The sequence below is a fragment of the Pseudomonas sp. 13159349 genome (assembly GCF_013305685.1).
In the GTDB taxonomy this organism is placed as follows: domain Bacteria; phylum Pseudomonadota; class Gammaproteobacteria; order Pseudomonadales; family Pseudomonadaceae; genus Aquipseudomonas; species Aquipseudomonas asiatica.
Window position 1 is genome coordinate 3,005,690 of record NZ_CP045553.1, and the last position, 17,613, is coordinate 3,023,302.

The following is a 17,613-nucleotide window of genomic DNA, read 5'->3' on the forward strand; positions in this document are numbered from 1 at the left end:
GCTATCACGCAGAAAACAAATATCGCTCGCTTGACGCGTTCTTTGTAGGAGCAGCCTTGTGCTGCGAAGAGGCCCGTACTGGCATTGCATATCTGTTGCCTATACCGGCCTCTTCGCAGCACAAGGCTGCTCCTACTGGACCCTGCTAAATCAAAGGTTCATGTGTTGCGCCTCACGCCACCAGGACAACGTGTCTTCTGGAGGCAGGTAGGGAAGGGCTAAACTGGCGCCAGTTCCAGACGTTCGCTTTGCCGCCGCTGCCTGCATACCCCGGAGGTAACTCATGGCTTCTGCACCTGAAAGGCTCTTTTTCGAGGACTTGCAAGTAGGTGAGTCCTTCATGAGTGGCTCGTATGAAATGACCCAGGAACGCATCCTGAGTTTCGCCTCGGAGTTCGACCCCCAGCCATTCCATACGGACCCCGATGCTGCCCAAGAAACCTTTTTTGCTGGGCTGGCTGCTAGCGGCTGGCATACATCCGCAGTCACGATGCGGTTGTTGGTAGAGAGTGTTCCAGTGGCTGGAGGGCTCATCGGTGCCGGCAGCGAAATCAGCTGGCCAAGGGCCGTGCGTCCAGGTGACCTGTTGCGAGTGACCACAACCATAAGGGAGCTTGCCGCGTCGAAGTCCAAGCCTGACCGGGGCTTCGCTGTCCTTGAGAGCATCACGCTGAATCAGGACGATGCCGTATGCCAAACCACGGTTTCAAGGGTATTGGTGTTTCGCCGGGCAGATGCATAAGGCCCCGAACTGTCCACATCATTCAATGCTCATGGGCATGCGAGTGAACGGTCAGGGCACCCGGCACCTTGGTCCGTTCGAGCCCGCCGTGGTCCAGCCACCGCAGCGTCTGCTCATAGGCCCGCTCCAGCAACGACTCGGTCTGGTCGAAGTTGAATACCGAGACATCGACCGGGCACAAGGGCGGAACGATATGCAGGCTGGTGAGCGTGCGGAAGTGTTCGATGTCACTCACAAGCTGGCGCATGCTCATCAGGTTGACAGTGTGCAGGGCCAAGGCGACAAGGCCGCGGGGCGGTTGAGTCAAGGCGCAGCTGAGCCCGGTGGGAATTACCACGACATTGCTGGCGCCCAGCGCTACGGCAGTCGAAATAGGCGTGTTGCTTGCCACACCGCCATCCACCAGGAACTGGCCGCCGATCTGCACGCAAGGGAACACCAGCGGTATCGCGGCGCTGGCCAGTAGCGCCTGCTCGAGTTCGCCATTGCACAGCACTGTCTCGGCACCACTGAGCAGGTCGGTGGTGACGATATGCAGGGGCAGTTTCGCATCCTCGATGCGATGGATCGGCAGCGCCTTGCCAAGCAATCGGTGCAAGGCCGCTGGTTGCAGCAGGAAACCACGCCGTTTGAGCAGGCCTCGGCAGGTATCGAGCCAGGACAACGGAAAGATGTCGGTTCTGCTCAGGCCTCGCCAGAATTCGGCGAGAGTCTCGACACCCTGAGCGTTGGGCCTTGCTGCAAAGTAGGCACCGTTGATGGCGCCTACCGAGGCGCCAACCACCATGTCGAACTGGACTTCGGCTTCGACCAGGGCCCGCAGCATCCCCACCTGGACCGCACCCAGACTGCCGCCGCCAGCGAACACGATTGCGGTTTGCGTAGGCATGATTGCTGTCTCTGCACAGACGTGTGTCGACTGAGTGTAGTTGGCCGGGTGCCGGCGGGGCTGGGTGCTGCCAGTGCCGCCCACCTCTCATTTCTTGCCCGGCAATACCGAACCGAGAACCTGCCTGGCCGTCTGCACGATGACCTGAGCCGGTCGTCGTCGCTGCTGAACGGCTGCACTCAAGCCAGGATCAATCGAGCTGAGTCGCCCGATTTCATTCAGCCAGCAGGAGTTACAGCGATGGCCCAGTACCTGTACCTGATCAGCTACATCCTCGACAACCAACCCGGCACCTGCGAATTGCGCAGCGACCAGGAGGACCTGAGCCGCGAAGCAGCGCGCGATTACCTCCAAGGCCTGCACCGCAACGAAGCGTCATCTTTCACTGACGTGCAGGTGCAACGTCTGGAGCACGACCATGAGCCAGGCACGTCACCGGGGCATTATCAGCAACCATGAAAAGGTGAGGGCTGGCAGATGAAAAGAAGAGGTGAAACCTATAGAAAGTGGTGCGACCCGATCCTGCACCATCAAACCCATGAGGAAACGCTCGGAACCGGCACTTGCCTGGAAGTGCAGACGCGCTTGTCACGCACAGGCGCCACGCAGTTGTTCATTGGTGTCTATCGCACCGACGGTTCGGTGCTGTGCGAACGGATCTACGACCAACGCGCGGGGGAAACCATGAGGCGTGCGTTGCTGTGGGGTGTGGGATATGCCCGACGCGTCGCGGGTGAGGGCGAGGCGTTGCGTGGCGAACCGGCAGGTAGCTGATGATTTATCTCGGTTGCGCTGGCTGGAGCCTGTCGAGCCGTTACGCCGAGGCATTTGCGCAGCCCGGCAGCCACCTGCAACGCTACGCCACCCGCTTCAATGCAGTGGAAATCAACAGTTCCTTCTACCGGCCCCATCGCCCGGAAACCTATGCCCGTTGGGCTGCGTCCGTACCTGAGCATTTCCGCTTTGCGGTGAAGGTGCCCAAGGCCATCAGCCATGAGCAGCGGCTCTGCGGGTGCGAGGACGCGCTGGACAGGTTTCTTGCTCAATGCGGTCAGTTGGGCGACCGCCTGGGTTGCCTGCTGGTACAACTGCCGCCATCGCTTGGCCATGACCCCCAGCATGCGCGACGTTTCTTCGAAAGCCTGCGGCAACGGTATGACGGGCCGGTAGCGCTGGAGCCCAGGCACGCCAGCTGGCAATCGGCGCAGCCGATGCTGGTCGATTTGCGCATCGCCCAGGTTGCCGCGAGCCCGTCGCGCTTCGTTACCGATGCGCAACCGGGAGGTTGGCCGGGGCTGGTCTACTGGCGCCTGCATGGCGAACCGAGGATCTACCACAGCGAGTATCCCGACGAATATCTGCAGCGTCTGGCTGAACGCTTGCAGCACAGCCTTGCCGCCGGAGTGCCCACCTGGTGCATTTTCGACAACACCGCCTCCGGCGCTGCGATAGCCAATGCACTGGCTTTGGAGCGGCATTTGCGCTGAGGAAGTGATGGAAGCATGGCGATGGAAAAGAGCGATGACCAATCAGTCAAAATTAATGAATCTTTTTACACGTCGCTCGCTCCATTAGTCTGAATTGGTGAAGGAGAGTGCAATGGCTGGACAGCAGTTGTATGTGATCGAGTACGAGCTTCATGGGGAATTTCGCACCTTCATCATCCGGCTCGAGCGTATGGACAACGCCGAAGCCTGGCACTGGGCAAGTTGCGATGCCGGCGTGGGTATCATTCCACGGTTCGGCCAGCACAAGATCAAGAAGGTCAGCCGGCCAATGGCTGAGCGCTACGGCATCGGCAATGTGCGCTGGCGGGTATCGGGCGACGGGCCGGAGTTCGTCGCACCGACCATTGATGTGAAGAAGTTTTCCAATAGCGGTACCGGCAATACCTGAAGCTTGTTGTGCGCAAGGCCTGCCTGAAGTCTTCAGGCAGGCTTGCGCTCATGGGTTCGCTTCCCAAGTTTCGAGGCACCATCACTCTCACTTTCAGGAGCCAGTACGTGCCGCAAATCATCACTCCAGGCACCCCTGAACACGAGATCAGCGAGCGGAACGCCCGCATGTTCGGCTCGCCAAAGGAACGCCTGGATTTCTACCGCCGTGAAATCCAGTACGAGACCAGCATCCTTGCCAACCGCACTGACGCCTATCTAGCTGCCCAGTCGTTTCTGGTGATCGCCTTCGTGTCGTCAATGAGTAACCTCAACCAGAGCTGGGGCGAGATGTTCACGCTGGTGGTTCCCCCGTTTCTCGCATTGCTGGGCGTGTTGAGTTCACTCAATGCCTGGCCGGGCATTCGCGCGGCCTACAAGATCATCGAGCACTGGCAATTGAAACAGAGCCACCTTCTGCGCAGCGAGCCATTGATGGGCCTGGCATATGACGAATCGCCACTGTTCAGCGAGGCGGAAACCTCCCTGGCCGGGCACCGCAAGTCGTTGTTATTTTCGCTGCGTACGCCTTGGATATTCCTGGTCTTCTGGATGATTCTCGGTATTTACGCGGTCTTCATCCAGCTGGCGTGAGCGGCGCGGCTGCACCCCGAGACAAAGCGGTACTCCAATCGTTGTCGACGCTGATTACCGCCACCTTCAAAGCCTTTGCTCCGGTACCAATAACCAGGTTTGATTGCGCCATTTTCTTTGGGTCTCCAGACAAGTGTCATAGATCACAAACGCTGAACTCCTGCCGCCCCACCTGCGTCCCTCGAATGAATGCCCCAGTAAAGACGGCATCCACCCAACAATCAGCTTCGAGGGCGAAACGATGGACAAGACTAATCAAAGCTCGACGTCTCCACCCGGTAGCACCCAGGAACATGCCTTGATCGATGACGCCGGTGCGCTGCTTGGCGAGGCCAGGCACAAAGGCAGCGAGCAGTTCGAACACTACCGCGATAACGCAGCCGATCAGCTTGATTCGCTCGAGGAAGGTGCGCGTTCGGCGGCAGCTGCGCTGCAAGGCAAGGACAGTCTCGGGCTGTCGCAGTACCTGAACCAGGCAGCAGAGTGCGTGGGTGAGTTCGCCGAACAGGTACGCCATGAAAGTGCCGAAAGCCTGCTGCAGCGTGGTGCTCAGTTGGCCAGGAGCAACCCGGCGCTATTCCTGGCCGGTAGCGTCGCGATCGGGTTTGCCGTATCGCGTTTCATGCGAGCCAGCACCAGCCATGAGTCCACCACCCCTGCGTCGTCCGGTGATTGGCAACAGTCCCGCCCCGCGCAGCCAGTGCCTGATCGTGGTAGCGACGTATCCACCCGTGAACCTTTCACCCCAGTCGACCCAGTCGGCCCTGGTGCAGGCACGCCGGTCAGTGGCAGCCCGTTCGAACGCGATCCTCTCAAAGGAGGTGAATGATGAACAAAGAACCCTTGCATACCACCCCGAGCTTGCACACGGCGGAAGACGACGCCGTCGGTGTTGGCGGTTTGTTGCGCCAGCTGATGCGGGAAGTACCGGACCTGTTCACCAAGGAGCTGGCGCTGGCCAAGGCAGAGCTGCAGCAGAACCTCGCCACCCTCAAAGCCGGCACGGCTGCGGTGGCAGCGGGTGCGATCGTGATGCTGGCGGGCTTCGTCATCCTGTTGCTGGCGGCAGTCTACGCCTTGGCGATGGTGCTCGAACCCTGGCTGGCAGCCCTGATCGTGGGCGCGGTCACCTTGGTAATCGGGTTCATCATGTTGCAGTCGGGCAAGAAACGGTTCGAACCCACGCATCTGGCCCCTGACCGCACCTTGCATGCCATGCAGCAGGACAAGGACACGCTGAAGAGGAAACTGCCATGACCACTTCCTTCGAACATGAAGCGCACAAGGACCCGGACTTGCTCGAGCAGGAAATCAACGCCAAGCGCGAGCACATCAGCGATCTGGTGGACGCCCTCGAACAGCGCCTGAGCCCGGGCCAGATGGTCGACCGGGTCCTGGCCTATGCCAAGGGCAATGGCGGCGAGTTCTTCGAGAACCTTGGCACCACCCTCAAGAACAACCCCGTACCCGCAACCCTGACGGTATTGGGCCTGGCCTGGCTGGGCCTGAACCAGAACCGCCCCTTCAACCCCGGGCCTGCGCACCATGGGCCTGGGTTGGGCGAAAAGCTCGGCGACGCGGTGGACACGGTGAAGGGCGCTTTCGCGCAGGCGGGGGAGGCAGTGCACGACGCCAGCCAGAAGGTGCGCATGAAAGCCCATGACATGCGCGATCGGGCCAGCGACCTTGGCAGCGGCGCCCGCGACTCCGTGGGGGCTTCCGCGGATACCCTGCGCCATTCGGCACACAAGGCCGCAGATCAGGCCACGGCACTGAAGGGCCAGTTCGATCACCTGCTTCAGGAGCAACCTCTGGTATTGGCCGCTTTGGGCATAGCACTGGGTGCGGCATTGGGGGCCGCATTACCCACTACCCGCAAGGAAGACCAGCTGATGGGCGCCAGCAGTGATCGTTTGACCGACACACTCAAGGCCAAGGGCCGCGAGGTGAAGGCGTCGGTCGAAGAGTCGTTCGATCAGGTGGGTGGTAAAGCGTCTACACAGGCAGAGCGCAAGCCCGGAAACTCCGACCTTTCCTCAGGGTTGGGCTTCAATTCCTGATCCCGTGGGATGTGCGTCGCCGGCCCCTCTGCCTGCGCAGAGGGCTGGCGGCTCATCACGAAGGTTGTAGGCCCAGGCTGGGAATGGCTGCGCAATGTCGCTACGCTTTGGCCCACGCGCCAGGTCAAGAATTCGCCACAGTGAAGAAAACAGTTCGGTTTGATGATCTTCAGGTCTTCGTCACAACAGCCTTTGCCGGCAGCTTCTCGGCAGCGGCCAGGTTGTTGGATATTTCACCGGCCTTGGCCAGCGGGGCTGTCCAGCGACTGGAAAGCAGCCTGGGTGCCAGGTTGTTCGTGCGCTCCACGAGGCGTTTGCGGCTCTCGGATGATGGCGAGCGATATCTGCCCCATGCCCGTCAGGCCTTGGACGCACTGGACGCCGGTGAGGTGGCGCTGACCGAAGGGCGAGATGAGATCGCGGGTACACTTCGCCTGTCCATCCCTTCGGATATTGGCAGGAATCTGTTGCTGCCCTGGCTCGACGATTTCCAGCGGTTGAACCCCAAGGTGACGCTGCAACTGCGGGTCAGCGATCAGGTGGCCGACCTTGTCGGCCAGCAACTGGATGCGAGTATCAGGTATGGGCAACTGGCAGACTCCAGCCTCGTTTCACTGATGCTCGCCCCAGGGAATCGCAGAACGGTCTGCGCCTCACCTCGATACTTGGCACGACATGGGGCGCCAGACGCTCTGGAAGACCTGGGCAGGCATAATTGCCTGCGCTATGTGATGGGCGAGCAGACTTACGAGCGATGGAGTTTCCATTTGCCCGGTGGAATCAAGACCGTCCAGGTTACAGGCGACCGCTTGAGCGATGACGCCGATGTCGTTCGGCGCTGGGGCGTTGAAGGATTGGGGATCGTTTACAAATCCAGGCTGGACGTTCTGGCGGACATACGCGCTGGGCGGCTGGTCGAGTTGTTTCCTTGGGGTTACGGCCAACCTGCGCCGTTGCAACTGGTGTGCGCTCATCGAACCTCGCTCACACCTGCCGTGCAGGTGCTCAGAGCGTTTCTGGCGGAGCGTTTCGAGCAGCTCATCGCTGCTGATGGATAAGCTGACGGGGCTCATGGCCCCGCCTTGGTTACCTTGACTGGATGAATGCTCAGAAGCCTTCCAGGACAATCTTGCCTTTTGCCTTGCCGCTTTCGATCAGGGCATGGGCGCGTTTGAGGTTGCTGGCATTGATGCTGCCGAAGTGCTCGCCAACGGTGGTCTTGATGACCCCTTCGTCGACCAGCGTCGAGACTTTTTCCAGCAGATGGTGCTGCTTGATCATGTCCTCGGTCTGGTACAGCGAGCGGGTGAACATCAGCTCCCAGTGCACCGACAGTGATTTGCGCTTGAACGGCACGACATCAAGATGCTCAGGGTCATCGATCAGCGCGAGCTTGCCCTGTGGGCGCAGGACTTCGACGATCTGCGCAAGGTACGCATCGGTGTGAGTCAGGCTGATCACGTAATCCACTGGGTTGAGCTGGAGTTGCTCCAGTTGCAGGGCAAAGGATGCCGAATGGTCGATGACGTGATGTGCCCCGAGTTCGCTGACCCAGGCCTGGGTTTCAGGCCGTGACGCGGTACCGATCACCTTGAGCTGGGTACGCTTGCGTGCAAGCTGTACCAGGATCGAACCAACCCCGCCGCCGGCACCGATGATCAGCAGGCTCTTGCCAGCGCCGCCATTTTCCTCAACACCCAGGCGGTCGAACAGCAGCTCCCAGGCGGTGATGGACGTCAGCGGCAAGGCTGCGGCACTGGCATTGTCCAGAGTACGAGGCTTGTGCCCGACGATGCGTTCGTCGACCAGGTGAAACTCGCTGTAAGTGCCCGGGCGGTCGATCGCGCCGGCGTAGAACACTTCGTCGCCAGGCTGGAACAACGACACCTCGGCGCCGACCTCGCGAACGACGCCCACGGCATCCCATCCCAACACCTGGGGATGGGCGCCGCCGCGGCTGGCTCTGACCTTGGTATCGACCGGGTTTACTGCGATAGCTTTGACTTCCACCAACAGGTCCCTGGCGCCGGGCGTGGGTTTGGGCAGTTCGTGCTCGTACAACGATCGGGAATCCTGGATCGGGAGGCCGGGGGTGTCGTAGACGATTGCTTTCATTGGGATGTGACCTTTCAGGTAAACAGTGGTAACAGGCTAATCGTGTCGGCCCCCCTGAAAAACCGGGCTATTGCCGGAACACTTTCCGCGTTTCGCTGAAAATCGGCTAGCTGCCGCCCGGGTTGAAAGGGCTCCCTTGGACCGGGCGGCAGCAATCGGCAGCCTTGTGGTGGAACGTTGCCAACAGACTGCGCAACGTTGTCGGGATTCGGGAATTGGGTTCAGGCAACAGGGATCGGGTTCTCAACCAGCGCCAGGTTGAACTGGTGAATCAGTTCGTGTTCGTTCAGGCCCTGGTTGGCTCGCAGCGGGACGACACGATCCACCAGGACTTCCGTGGTTGCGGATTCGAGCTTGACCAAGGTTTCCTGGATAAAATCATCCAGCGGCATGGCACGCTCATCACCGCTCTTGTGAATCAGATCGGTGTCCACCCAAGGTGGCGCAATTTCCAGTACCTTGACGCTGGTGTCACGCAGGCTGAACCGCTGCGACAGTGAGTAGGAGTGGATGGCGGCCTTGGTCGCCGAATACAAAGCGGTGGCCGCCAGCGGCAGGTAGGCCAGAACCGAACTGTTGTTGATGATGCAAGCATCCGGTTGGCGCTTGAGGTGCTCGACGAAGGCTGCGCTGACGCGCACCGGGCCGAGCAGGTTGGTCTGCAGCAAGCTCACTGCTTGTTCGTCGTCGAGGTCCCCGGAAGCCGGATTGTCGAACGGCATGACGCCGGCATTGTTGATGATCACGTTCAATGCAGGATGGCGGCGGATCACATCCTGGGCCACCTCCTTGATCTGCTGCGGATCATTGATGTCCAGGCGCACTGTATCGATCCCCGGGTTGGCCTGGGCGATTTCATCCAACAGTGCCTGACGGCGCCCCGCAACGATCACTTTATTGCCACGTTGGTGGAATGCCTCGGCCAGAGCGCGGCCGATGCCTGAGGTACCGCCGGTAATGAAAATGGTGTTTGCGCTAAGTTTCATGATCCGTCTCCTTGCATTGTTCAGTTGGCGTTGTAGCGAGGGGCAAGCTGATTGCTGGACAGCTGGCCGAACAGGGCTTGCCGGCTGGCCTCGTAGCGTTCGAAGGACTTCAGGTCATGCATCGAGGGGATAGAGATCAGTACCTCGTCGTCAAAGTCCTGCAGGGCACCGTCCACCAGGTCCTGGGCCGACATCACGATACCCGGATCAAGGTTTTCGACCGGCAAGCCGCCGATCTGCCAGAAGTCGGTGGCGGTGGCTCCTGGCAGCACTGCCTGGATCCTTATGCCCTTGTCCGCAAGCTCCTTGTGCAGGGACTGGGTAAAGGCGGTGACATACGCCTTGCTGCCACCGTACACACCATTGAGCAGCTCCGGCGCCAGGCTGACAACGGACGAGATGTTGATCACGGCGCCTTGCGCACGGGCGACAAATCCGGGGATGGCCGCGTAGGTGAGGCGGGTGAGGGCGGTGACGTTGAGGGTGATCATTTCAGCCATGCGCTCGACATCACTTTCCAGCAGGCTAGTGTGGGTGCCTATGCCTGCGTTGTTCACCAGCAGGCTGATACTGGCGTCCTCGCGCAATTTGCGTTCTACCTTGGCCAGGTCATCCGTGTTTGCCAGGTCTGCCGGAAACACCTCCACGTTCTGCCGGGTTTCCGTAGTCAGCCGGCTGGCCAACGTATTGAGGCGCTCCCGGTTGCGGGCCACCAGCACCAGGTCGTAACCCCGACGCGCCAAGCGTTCTGCGTAGATCGAACCGATGCCGGTAGAGGCGCCAGTGATGAGGGCAGTGCCTTTGAATTGCTGCTTCATGGTCATGCTCCGTTGTTGGATGTGGAGCCCATGATGCAGAAGGTCGCCTTTGTCTTAAACGACACATATGGTACGTTTTCAGGACATCCAATGTGGAGCTCCAACCATGCACCGGGTCGGCTATCTCATCACCGAAGGTTTCCAGATCATGTCGCTGGCGACGCAGGCCGTGTTCGAGTTCGCGAACATTGTCGCGGGCGAAACGGTTTACAAGATCCAGAATTTTTCCATCGGCGGCGGCACGGTGCGTTCTTCCCTGGGCATGTACATGGACACGCTGCCGTTGGGCGCTCCTGGTCTGGCTGATACCTGGATGATCACGGGAACCCTGACGCCGCTGACTCCGCCAGGCGAGGAAGTGCTGGCCAGCGTCAGAGGCTTTGTCGATGGCGCTCGACGCACTGCCGGTCTGTGCACCGGCTGTTTCGTGTTGGCCCAGGCAGGCGTGCTGGACAACCGGCGGGCCACGACACATTGGGCCTATGCGAAAAAGTTGCGTGAACTGCACCCGAAGATCGAAGTGGAAGAAGACCGAATCTTCATTGTGGACGGGCAGATCTGGACGTCCGCCGGGATGACCGCCGCCCTGGACATGGCACTGGGTATGGTGGAAAAAGACCTGGGAACTGAGATGGCCAGGTCAGTGGCACGCAAGCTGGTGATGCATCAGCGCCGCTCCGGTGGGCAATCGCAGCATTCCGAGTTGCTGGCGCTTTCGCCGAAGTCTGATCGGATACAAAACGCCCTGGATTACGCACGCAAGCATTTGAGCCGTCCATTGAGTGTCGAAGAGCTCGCCGAGTCCGTGCATTTGAGCCCCCGACAATTTACCCGCGTATTCACTGCCGAGACAGGTCAATCACCTGCCAAGGCTGTGGAAAGCCTGCGTCTTGAGGCTGCCCGCCTGATGATCGAGCAGAGTCGCCACAGCCTGGATGTGGTGGCGAAGGAAACCGGGTTCAGGGACCGTCGGCACATGCGGGAGGTGTTCATTCGTGGATTTGGTGTCCCGCCTCAAGCCGTGCGAAGAGATGCCCGGCGGGTCATATTGGTTGAATGACAACGGACCCAGCCCGATGGATGTGCGCTTTCTGGCTCTGATCCACTACACAGGAAGCAGGTGCTCTCGTTCAAGCAACTCGATGTTGGACGGCTTCACCCGAACTTCGTGAAGCTCTGGGGCAGTGAACCAGCGGCACTCCACGATCTCGTGATCTGCAGCAGGCTTTGCTCCCGTTTCAACAGGCAACTGATAGAGGTAGTGCTCCTCACCCGCGAGCACGTAATGGTTGAGGAATCGAGCACCATTGAAGGGTAGGCAAGTTTCCTCCATCAGCTCGCGCTGCGCTGTATCCAGGTGATGCTCGCCTGGGTCAATCTTCCCGCCTGGCAACGCCCATTCAGCGCCTTGCTTGCGCACGAAAAGGATACGTCCTGCTTGCAGGCAAATGACAGTCGAGTGTCGTTCTGTGGCGTTGTTCATCATGCCCTCCCGTACCATGGAGGTGGCATCAGGGCAGCAATCACCCTGATGCCCGCTGCTGATTATCAGCGCTCTTTATCCCACTGCTGCTGATCATCTGCCTGGTTTTGCTGACCACCCATGCGGTCCTTGTCTTGCAGGTTCTGGCTCTGCTTGTCGGTCGTACCCTGGCCGCCCTGGCCGCCCTGGCTACCCGTATCACGGGAACGTTCCCAGTCCTTGTTCATCTTGTCCTCAGGTTTTTGGCCGGATTGGCTGCCACCTTGCTGCTGACCGGGCATCCGCCCCCCCGAACCTTGGCCGCCTTGCTGGCCAGCTCCGGCAGTATTGTTGCCCATGCCGGTGTCGGCATTGCCCTGGTTGCCACCTTTGTCTTGATTGTTTGCCATGATCGCTTACCTCGGGTCAAACACAGGAAGGTCTGTGTGTACTGTTATGACCGAGGCCCGTTCGCGCGGTATTCAAGGAATATTTGGCTAGCTGACTAAACGCATGAATTTCAGGGGTACGAGATTTTGGTGTGTGGGCAGGAAGGTGCCTGAAGGGCAGCGCCATCTGCGAAACCCTGTTCGGGGCGATCGGAGATCGCCCCTTTTGCGGTTCAGGGGCGGTCCTTGAGGGTTTCGAAGGCTTTGACGCTTTTGATCAGACTTTTGTTGCTGGCGGAGCCGGCACTGTTGAACAGAAAAGAGAAATCCGAGGCCAATGACGGGCTGCCGGCAATCGTCGCGTACTGATGGCACTGATTGCAGTTATCACCCTGCACGTAGGTCTCCATGGTGGTGTTGGCCACCGGCACGTTCCCCTGGCTGATGAACGGCCCGTACGACAGCGGCACTTGCGCGTTGGCGCCCGGTTCCGGGCTGGGCGGGTTGGGAGCGAGGGTCCAGAGTACGTTGACCAGCTTGTAGTACTGGAACACCGACTTGCCTTGGCTGTGCTGCGCGAAGTTGGCTTGTACCGCGCTGTTGAGGGCTTGCAGGTCGCCGGGCACGGGGTGTTCGCGGGTGGTCTGTACCGGCTGGTCGCGCGGGAAGAGATCGGTGCAGTCCTTGTCGGGATGCGTTTGCTTGCACTGGATACGGGCTTGGTTTGGTGTGCACTCGGGGCCGTTGCCACAGTCAGGGTTGTTGAAGGCAAACCCGTTTGGCGGGGTTTGTTGCGGCGGAACCTGGGCCGGTTCGGGCACGTTGTCCACCTGCTCGAAGGTGGTCCAGATGAAGTTGGGCGAAGCCTGGGTCTTGTTGATGATATGCAGGCCCACCAGCCCCACCACCTCCTGGGTGCACTCCAGCGTGTCGGGACGTTTGAGCCAGGCGACGGTAGTCAGGTAGCGCCCGAACAGCTCGGGTTTGCCAGTCAGTACCCGCCAGGCGGCCTTGAGCTCGATCGCGCCCAGTTGCTCCTGTGGCACTGGGGAGGTAGGCAGTGAGCGCATCGGTTCGCCGATGGGCAGTGACAGACCCTCCGGTGTCTGGCCGTCGAGGTTTCGCGCGACCTTCAATTGGTTGGCGGCGTCGTAGAGCCCCTTGTCGACGATGTAGTCGAACTCGGCCTTGCCCACCTTGCGTTCAAAAAACACCGGTTTGCCCGCCTGGTCCGTCAGCCAGCCGCCGGACGCTTCCATGACCGGGTCGGGAATGGAGGCAAGTGTCCCGGTCGACAGGTGGAAACCGTGCAAGGCATTGATCGCGCCTTCGGAGGTGGCGTTCATGAACTTGCGCGCGCCCACCTTGAGTGTCTTGAGGCTACCTTGGGTGCTGCAGTCGGACGGTACCAGGGTTTGCACGCCCCAGCCGGTGGGCGTGGGGGCGCCGGGCAGGAAGATGTCGTTGGCGTCCTTGTAGCTGGCCCATACCGGGGCCACGCTCATGGGTTGACCCGGTGTGGAGGGGACCCCGAACTGCGCCAGCGTGCTTTGCATGTCGGGTTCGCCCGCCAGGCTGGCGGTGGCCGGCCAACCGGGGTTCACCGGCCAGTTCAAGGCAATGAACAACTGCCAGCCAAAGCAGTTCATGAACGCCTGGCTGGTGGCATTGAAGTTGTTGACCGGCAGGAATCCCCCGCTGGCCGGGTTGAACACCAATTGCTGCTGTACACAGGTATCGGCGTCCGACAGCGTGGCCGCCGTGGCGGGTTGCGGGGTCGACAGGCACAGTAGAATGCCGCACAGCAGCGACAGAAGACTCAAGCGTGACCTGGACATCATTGCGCTCCTTGCAAGCTGTGAAGCCGCACCCGAAGGTGCGGCGGTAGAAGGGCGTAAGTGGCGTGGCTCAGGCGCCAGGCACCAGCGCCAGGCCAGATTCCCAAGGGTGGTCTGTCGCGCTCACGTTCACATCTTCACCCGGGTTGAGGGCACGCAATGCCACCAGGCCGGGTGCTGCGGAGGGGCTGACCGTGATGGTCAGAATGTAGGCCTGGGTGCCGCCCGAGTTGGTCTGGCCGGGAATGGCCGACGCGTCGGGCAGGTACTGGGTTACCTGCGCCGTCACCCCGGGGTTGGAGAATTGCACCCTGGCATTCTGCGCCGTGGTAGTCGGGTCGGCACCTTGCACCACCAGCACGAACTGGTTGCTGCTACCCGGTGCAAGCCAGGCGGGCAGGTCGGTGGGGGATTGCCCGTAGAACAGGTCCAGCGGCAGCAGTTGCACTGGCCAGGGTTGCAGGCCGGCTACCCGGTCCTGCACGCATGGGAATGCTTGGGGCGTGGCGCTGAGCGGCTTGACGGTGACGCTCAGGCCGACCAACAGTTGTTGGGCGATGACCCACACATAGTTGACCTTCTGGTTGTTGATGGTGATGTCATTGATCGAGAAACCAGCGCTTTCCGGCACCTCGAACACCGCCTGCAGGATCTGGTCGGAACCGTTGGCAGCCGACTTGGCCGTACCGCGCGTGATGCGCCAGTACTGGCTCACGTCCTGGCCTTGTGGGCCCTTCCAGGCGCTGAAATCGGTGGGCTGTTGCAAGTACAGGCCAATGGGGTTGGTCAGCGACAGTCGGTTGTTCACCGCCGTGGTATTGGCCATGAAACCGATGTGCGGATCAGAGTTGCGATAGTTTTGCCCGTACTGCGCGCAGCAGATCAACGACTGGGCGTTCTGGCTGCTGCTCACCGGGCGCAGGATGGTGGCGGCGGCGGCCAGGTACACCTCGGCGCTGAGGGTATTGGGGCCGGAGGTCAGGTGCATCGCACCGCCATACTGGCCGGGCACACAGGCCGTTCCGGCGTTCCATTTGTTGACGGTGTCATAGGCCGGCTTGCCGGTGGTGGGGTCGATGACCGGGTCGCCGGCCTTGCCGGTCGGGCAGTCGACGGTGTAGCGCAGGTACAGGTCTTCGAGTTGCACGTTCGGGTCGATGTAGTCGCGGTAAAGCCCCAGTACTGCGTTCGGGTCGATGCGCCACATGGTCAGGAAGTACGCGGGGTTTTCGCAGGTGAAGGTGATCTTGCGCATGTTGCCGTTGGCATCGCGTACGATCGACCACTCGCAGTACTCGTCGAGCCAGCCCCGTGGGCCGGAAGGCGAGAACGCCGTGTATTTGCCGTTCCAGTCGATGCTCGGGCAGCGCTTGGCCGGCAGTTGCAACACGGTACCTTGCTTGTTGGGGTCGTAGAGCATGTAGAGGGTGTTGTCGAGGGTGATCTGGCCGTGGTCGGTCAACTCCATCACCTGGTCCAGGGTCATGGCCTTGCCACCCAGCTGGGGAATGACCGCTGCACCGTTGTTGTAGAAGAACGTCCAGAGCCGGTTGGGGAAGGGCGCCCAGGTGATCGCCGGGGCGGTCACGTCGCCGAAACCTTCCACCAGCGGGTTGTAGTAACCCGAGCGGGGGGCGTCGTTCAGGCCCGACCAGGGGTTGCCGATGATCGACGATTCGGTCCAGCCGGTGAGGTTGTTGTTCCAGTCGGTTTCAAACTGCGGCAACTGGTCTTCCAGGCCCAGCTTGTTGTAGTCCTTGGGGGCTTGGCCGGCGGGAGAGGTGAACTGCTTGAAGGGCGTGCTCATGTCGGTTCTCCTGATGTGCGTGAGGTGGAAGCAGAGCAGCAGCCGGCGACCGGGGGCGGGCCGGCGAGGGTCTGGCGCGGGTCGTCCCACACCAGTTGGGCGATGAAACCGGGCAAGGTCATGTATTCGTCAGGCGTCAGCACGCGGCCGCTGTCGAGGTGGGTCACCACCAGCGACAACTGCACCGCGTCGCCGCGGCCAAGGCCCAGCGCAGCAGCGTTGCGGGCCGCATTCAGTGCACGGGACACGCCGTGGGTGATGCACCGGCCCTTGTCGTCCACCAGCCCCATGCCGATACGGCTGAAGCGCCCCACGTAATGGGGGTTGTCGGCGCTGATGTGCTGCGTGGCAGCGTCGGGCTGGTCGAGAAAGACATCGATCAGATAGGTGTCATGGGTGCAGCGCACATGATCGAACACCACCCACGGCCCGGGCCCTGCGGCGTTGCCCGCGGCAGGCCCGGCTTTTGCGCTGTGCTTGCAGCAGGCGCCGGTGGCCGCCTTGGGCGCGCCGAATTGTGGGGCCACCGGCACGCCGTAGTCGTAGCCGATGTGCCGGCTGTCCTGGGCCATGTCGCCGATGGTGGTGTAGCGCCAGGCGTCGGCGCTGGTGAAGGTGAGCTGCGTGGCGTCGTGGCCGGAGAACGGCTGGAGCAGGCACTGCGTGGTGAATTGCGCCCCGGGGTTGGCCCTGATCCATACCTCGAGCATGCGGTCGATATTGGCGTGGTAGGAGCAGAACACTGGGTCGAAGGCGGTGTAGGCGTTGTCGGCCATGTCACCGCCGATCCAGCCGTGATAGTTGTCGTGGGGTTGCTCGTACAGGCCGTCGAAGTTGAGGGCACGATTGGGGTACAGGCTGTCCTTCTGGGGCGGGTCGAACACCGGGATGTTGGCCCACGGATAACCGGGCACACCCTGTGGTTGGCTGAAGGTGGTGAACTTCAGGGCATCTACCACCTGTTGCTGGAAAATCCGGCTCATGCCGAACAAACGGGTGCGCTCCGAACGCGAGTCGTCACCGTGGGTGTAGAACAACCGGTCGCGTTGCACATACCGGCAGTCCACCCCTTTGACCGCACCGCTGGCGCACACTTTCGAACAACCATCCTTGGCGGCCGCGTAGCGCAGGGGGTTGGGCCGGGTTTCGCCGGTGTGGGGGTGCACATAGGTTTCATCGAGAAAAGCCTGGGGCAGGCCGGCCTGTGGGCTGCCGTCGACGCTGGCGTCTTCGGCCATCCAGTCCCAATAGGGAATGGCACAGTCGATCAGTTGTTCCAGGTACAACAGGTAGGCCCGGTGCCAGAGGGCAAACGCCTCCTGATAATGCAGGCACCAGTTGGTGTGGATGTAGGCGTAACGTTGCCAGGGCGAACCACTGTCGGGGTCGCCCACCTGCATCACATCGTCCAGGCGGGCGCGGTACAGGTTCAGCTCCTCAAAGGTCAGGGCGCGGATGTCCTTTCTCACCCGCCTGACCGATTGGGGCAGGTCTGGTGGCGGGATGCGTTCGGCCAGATCGAAGGGAGAATCGGCGTCCAGGCGCCAGCCCTGGTTGACCCACAACCTGAAGGTTTCCAGCGCATCGATCGGCCAGAACTGTTGCTGGTCGAGGGTCAGCGGCATGTTGCGCGAGGCCAGGTGCTGGTAGATGGTTTCTGACCAGGTTTTGACCGACTCCGGGTCGTCCAGGTAGACGAAATAGGCGTTCATGCACCCGGTCCAGGAGGCTGCCACGGCCGCGCGCTGCGCAGCGGGAATCCAGTAGGGAGCGGTAAAAAGGCCGTGGATGTCCGCGGTCCATGTCGGTTTCGCGATGATCATAAGGTCCCTCTCATGCGCCCCGCAGGCCATATTCGGCCGGGCTGCTAAGCTCAGTTGATGGTAAAGAGCTGGCGCGTAGGGAATCGTGCAAATTGGCGCGTCCTTGCGGCGGATTCATTGCAGTTTTTCAGGGAAGACACGTGAAAAATGACAGAC

The 17,613-nt window shown here is 61.0% G+C and carries 20 protein-coding genes; 11 read left to right on the forward strand and 9 right to left on the reverse strand.

Features of this window, described 5'->3' with window-relative positions:
* The first annotated feature begins 283 nt into the window (after nucleotides 1–283).
* Entirely contained in the window at nucleotides 284–742 is a 459-nt protein-coding gene (locus GEV38_RS14125; protein ID WP_013972579.1) for a MaoC family dehydratase, read from the forward strand.
* 22 nt (nucleotides 743–764) lie between these two features.
* Here GEV38_RS14125 and GEV38_RS14130 read toward each other — a convergent pair whose 3' ends face one another.
* Nucleotides 765–1,631, reverse strand: a complete 867-nt coding sequence (locus GEV38_RS14130; RefSeq protein ID WP_015270273.1) for a patatin-like phospholipase family protein — start codon at nucleotides 1,629–1,631, stop codon at nucleotides 765–767.
* Between the two features lie 240 nt (nucleotides 1,632–1,871).
* Between GEV38_RS14130 and GEV38_RS14135 the strand changes: the two genes are divergently transcribed.
* The 9 genes from GEV38_RS14135 (at nucleotide 1,872) to GEV38_RS14175 (ending at nucleotide 7,277) form a co-directional block, all read left to right on the forward strand.
* A complete protein-coding gene (locus GEV38_RS14135) occupies nucleotides 1,872–2,090 on the forward strand; it encodes a hypothetical protein (protein ID WP_013972583.1) in 219 nt (72 codons plus the stop codon).
* 18 nt (nucleotides 2,091–2,108) lie between these two features.
* Nucleotides 2,109–2,405, forward strand: coding sequence for a hypothetical protein (locus GEV38_RS14140; protein ID WP_013972584.1), 297 nt, complete (start codon nucleotides 2,109–2,111; stop codon nucleotides 2,403–2,405).
* Nucleotides 2,405–3,118 (forward strand): DUF72 domain-containing protein, encoded by a 714-nt coding sequence (locus GEV38_RS14145; protein ID WP_015270274.1) that lies wholly within the window; start codon nucleotides 2,405–2,407, stop codon nucleotides 3,116–3,118. The genes GEV38_RS14140 and GEV38_RS14145 overlap by 1 nt, the downstream gene beginning before the upstream one ends.
* Before the next feature lie 112 nt (nucleotides 3,119–3,230).
* On the forward strand, nucleotides 3,231–3,527 hold the full coding sequence (locus GEV38_RS14150) for a DUF6555 family protein (protein ID WP_015270275.1): 297 nt from the start codon (nucleotides 3,231–3,233) through the stop codon (nucleotides 3,525–3,527).
* A 107-nt stretch (nucleotides 3,528–3,634) separates the two neighbouring features.
* Nucleotides 3,635–4,159 carry a hypothetical protein gene (locus GEV38_RS14155; RefSeq protein ID WP_015270276.1) on the forward strand — a complete coding sequence of 175 codons (525 nt, stop codon included), beginning with the start codon at nucleotides 3,635–3,637 and terminating at the stop codon, nucleotides 4,157–4,159.
* Nucleotides 4,160–4,400: 241 nt separating this feature from the next.
* Entirely contained in the window at nucleotides 4,401–4,988 is a 588-nt protein-coding gene (locus GEV38_RS14160) for a hypothetical protein (protein WP_043935605.1), read from the forward strand.
* Nucleotides 4,988–5,416, forward strand: coding sequence for a phage holin family protein (locus GEV38_RS14165; protein WP_003258743.1), 429 nt, complete (start codon nucleotides 4,988–4,990; stop codon nucleotides 5,414–5,416). The genes GEV38_RS14160 and GEV38_RS14165 overlap by 1 nt, the downstream gene beginning before the upstream one ends.
* On the forward strand, nucleotides 5,413–6,219 hold the full coding sequence (locus tag GEV38_RS14170; protein WP_023663296.1) for a DUF3618 domain-containing protein: 807 nt from the start codon (nucleotides 5,413–5,415) through the stop codon (nucleotides 6,217–6,219). The genes GEV38_RS14165 and GEV38_RS14170 overlap by 4 nt, the downstream gene beginning before the upstream one ends.
* 83 nt (nucleotides 6,220–6,302) lie before the next feature.
* Nucleotides 6,303–7,277: a LysR family transcriptional regulator gene (locus GEV38_RS14175; protein WP_081013902.1), complete on the forward strand. Its 975-nt coding sequence runs from the start codon at nucleotides 6,303–6,305 to the stop codon at nucleotides 7,275–7,277.
* Between the two features lie 49 nt (nucleotides 7,278–7,326).
* Here the strand turns inward: GEV38_RS14175 and GEV38_RS14180 are convergent, their stop codons facing one another.
* From GEV38_RS14180 to GEV38_RS14190, 3 genes are all read right to left on the reverse strand, one after another.
* On the reverse strand, nucleotides 7,327–8,334 hold the full coding sequence (locus GEV38_RS14180; protein ID WP_039613412.1) for a zinc-binding alcohol dehydrogenase family protein: 1,008 nt from the start codon (nucleotides 8,332–8,334) through the stop codon (nucleotides 7,327–7,329).
* A gap of 221 nt (nucleotides 8,335–8,555) precedes the next feature.
* On the reverse strand, nucleotides 8,556–9,320 hold the full coding sequence (locus GEV38_RS14185; RefSeq protein ID WP_015270282.1) for an SDR family oxidoreductase: 765 nt from the start codon (nucleotides 9,318–9,320) through the stop codon (nucleotides 8,556–8,558).
* A gap of 20 nt (nucleotides 9,321–9,340) precedes the next feature.
* Nucleotides 9,341–10,138 (reverse strand): SDR family oxidoreductase, encoded by a 798-nt coding sequence (locus tag GEV38_RS14190; protein WP_015270283.1) that lies wholly within the window; start codon nucleotides 10,136–10,138, stop codon nucleotides 9,341–9,343.
* Nucleotides 10,139–10,244: 106 nt separating this feature from the next.
* On the opposite strand from GEV38_RS14190, the gene GEV38_RS14195 reads away from it, so the two are divergent.
* Nucleotides 10,245–11,198 (forward strand): GlxA family transcriptional regulator, encoded by a 954-nt coding sequence (locus GEV38_RS14195; RefSeq protein ID WP_054571942.1) that lies wholly within the window; start codon nucleotides 10,245–10,247, stop codon nucleotides 11,196–11,198.
* A 45-nt stretch (nucleotides 11,199–11,243) separates the two neighbouring features.
* Here GEV38_RS14195 and GEV38_RS14200 read toward each other — a convergent pair whose 3' ends face one another.
* The 5 genes from GEV38_RS14200 to GEV38_RS14220 all read right to left on the reverse strand — a co-directional run bounded on the left by GEV38_RS14200 (nucleotide 11,244) and on the right by GEV38_RS14220 (nucleotide 17,457).
* The gene (locus GEV38_RS14200) at nucleotides 11,244–11,621 is read right to left on the reverse strand and encodes an NUDIX domain-containing protein (protein ID WP_054571981.1); all 378 of its coding nucleotides are present in this window, start codon (nucleotides 11,619–11,621) and stop codon (nucleotides 11,244–11,246) included.
* 65 nt (nucleotides 11,622–11,686) lie between these two features.
* A complete protein-coding gene (locus GEV38_RS14205) occupies nucleotides 11,687–12,010 on the reverse strand; it encodes a hypothetical protein (RefSeq protein ID WP_054571941.1) in 324 nt (107 codons plus the stop codon).
* 212 nt (nucleotides 12,011–12,222) lie between these two features.
* Entirely contained in the window at nucleotides 12,223–13,827 is a 1,605-nt protein-coding gene (locus tag GEV38_RS14210) for a hypothetical protein (RefSeq protein WP_173895862.1), read from the reverse strand.
* Nucleotides 13,828–13,897: 70 nt separating this feature from the next.
* Nucleotides 13,898–15,634, reverse strand: coding sequence for a hypothetical protein (locus GEV38_RS14215; protein WP_054571939.1), 1,737 nt, complete (start codon nucleotides 15,632–15,634; stop codon nucleotides 13,898–13,900).
* Nucleotides 15,631–17,457, reverse strand: coding sequence for a tyrosinase family protein (locus tag GEV38_RS14220; protein ID WP_173895864.1), 1,827 nt, complete (start codon nucleotides 17,455–17,457; stop codon nucleotides 15,631–15,633). The genes GEV38_RS14215 and GEV38_RS14220 overlap by 4 nt, the downstream gene beginning before the upstream one ends.
* Nucleotides 17,458–17,613 lie beyond the last annotated feature (156 nt).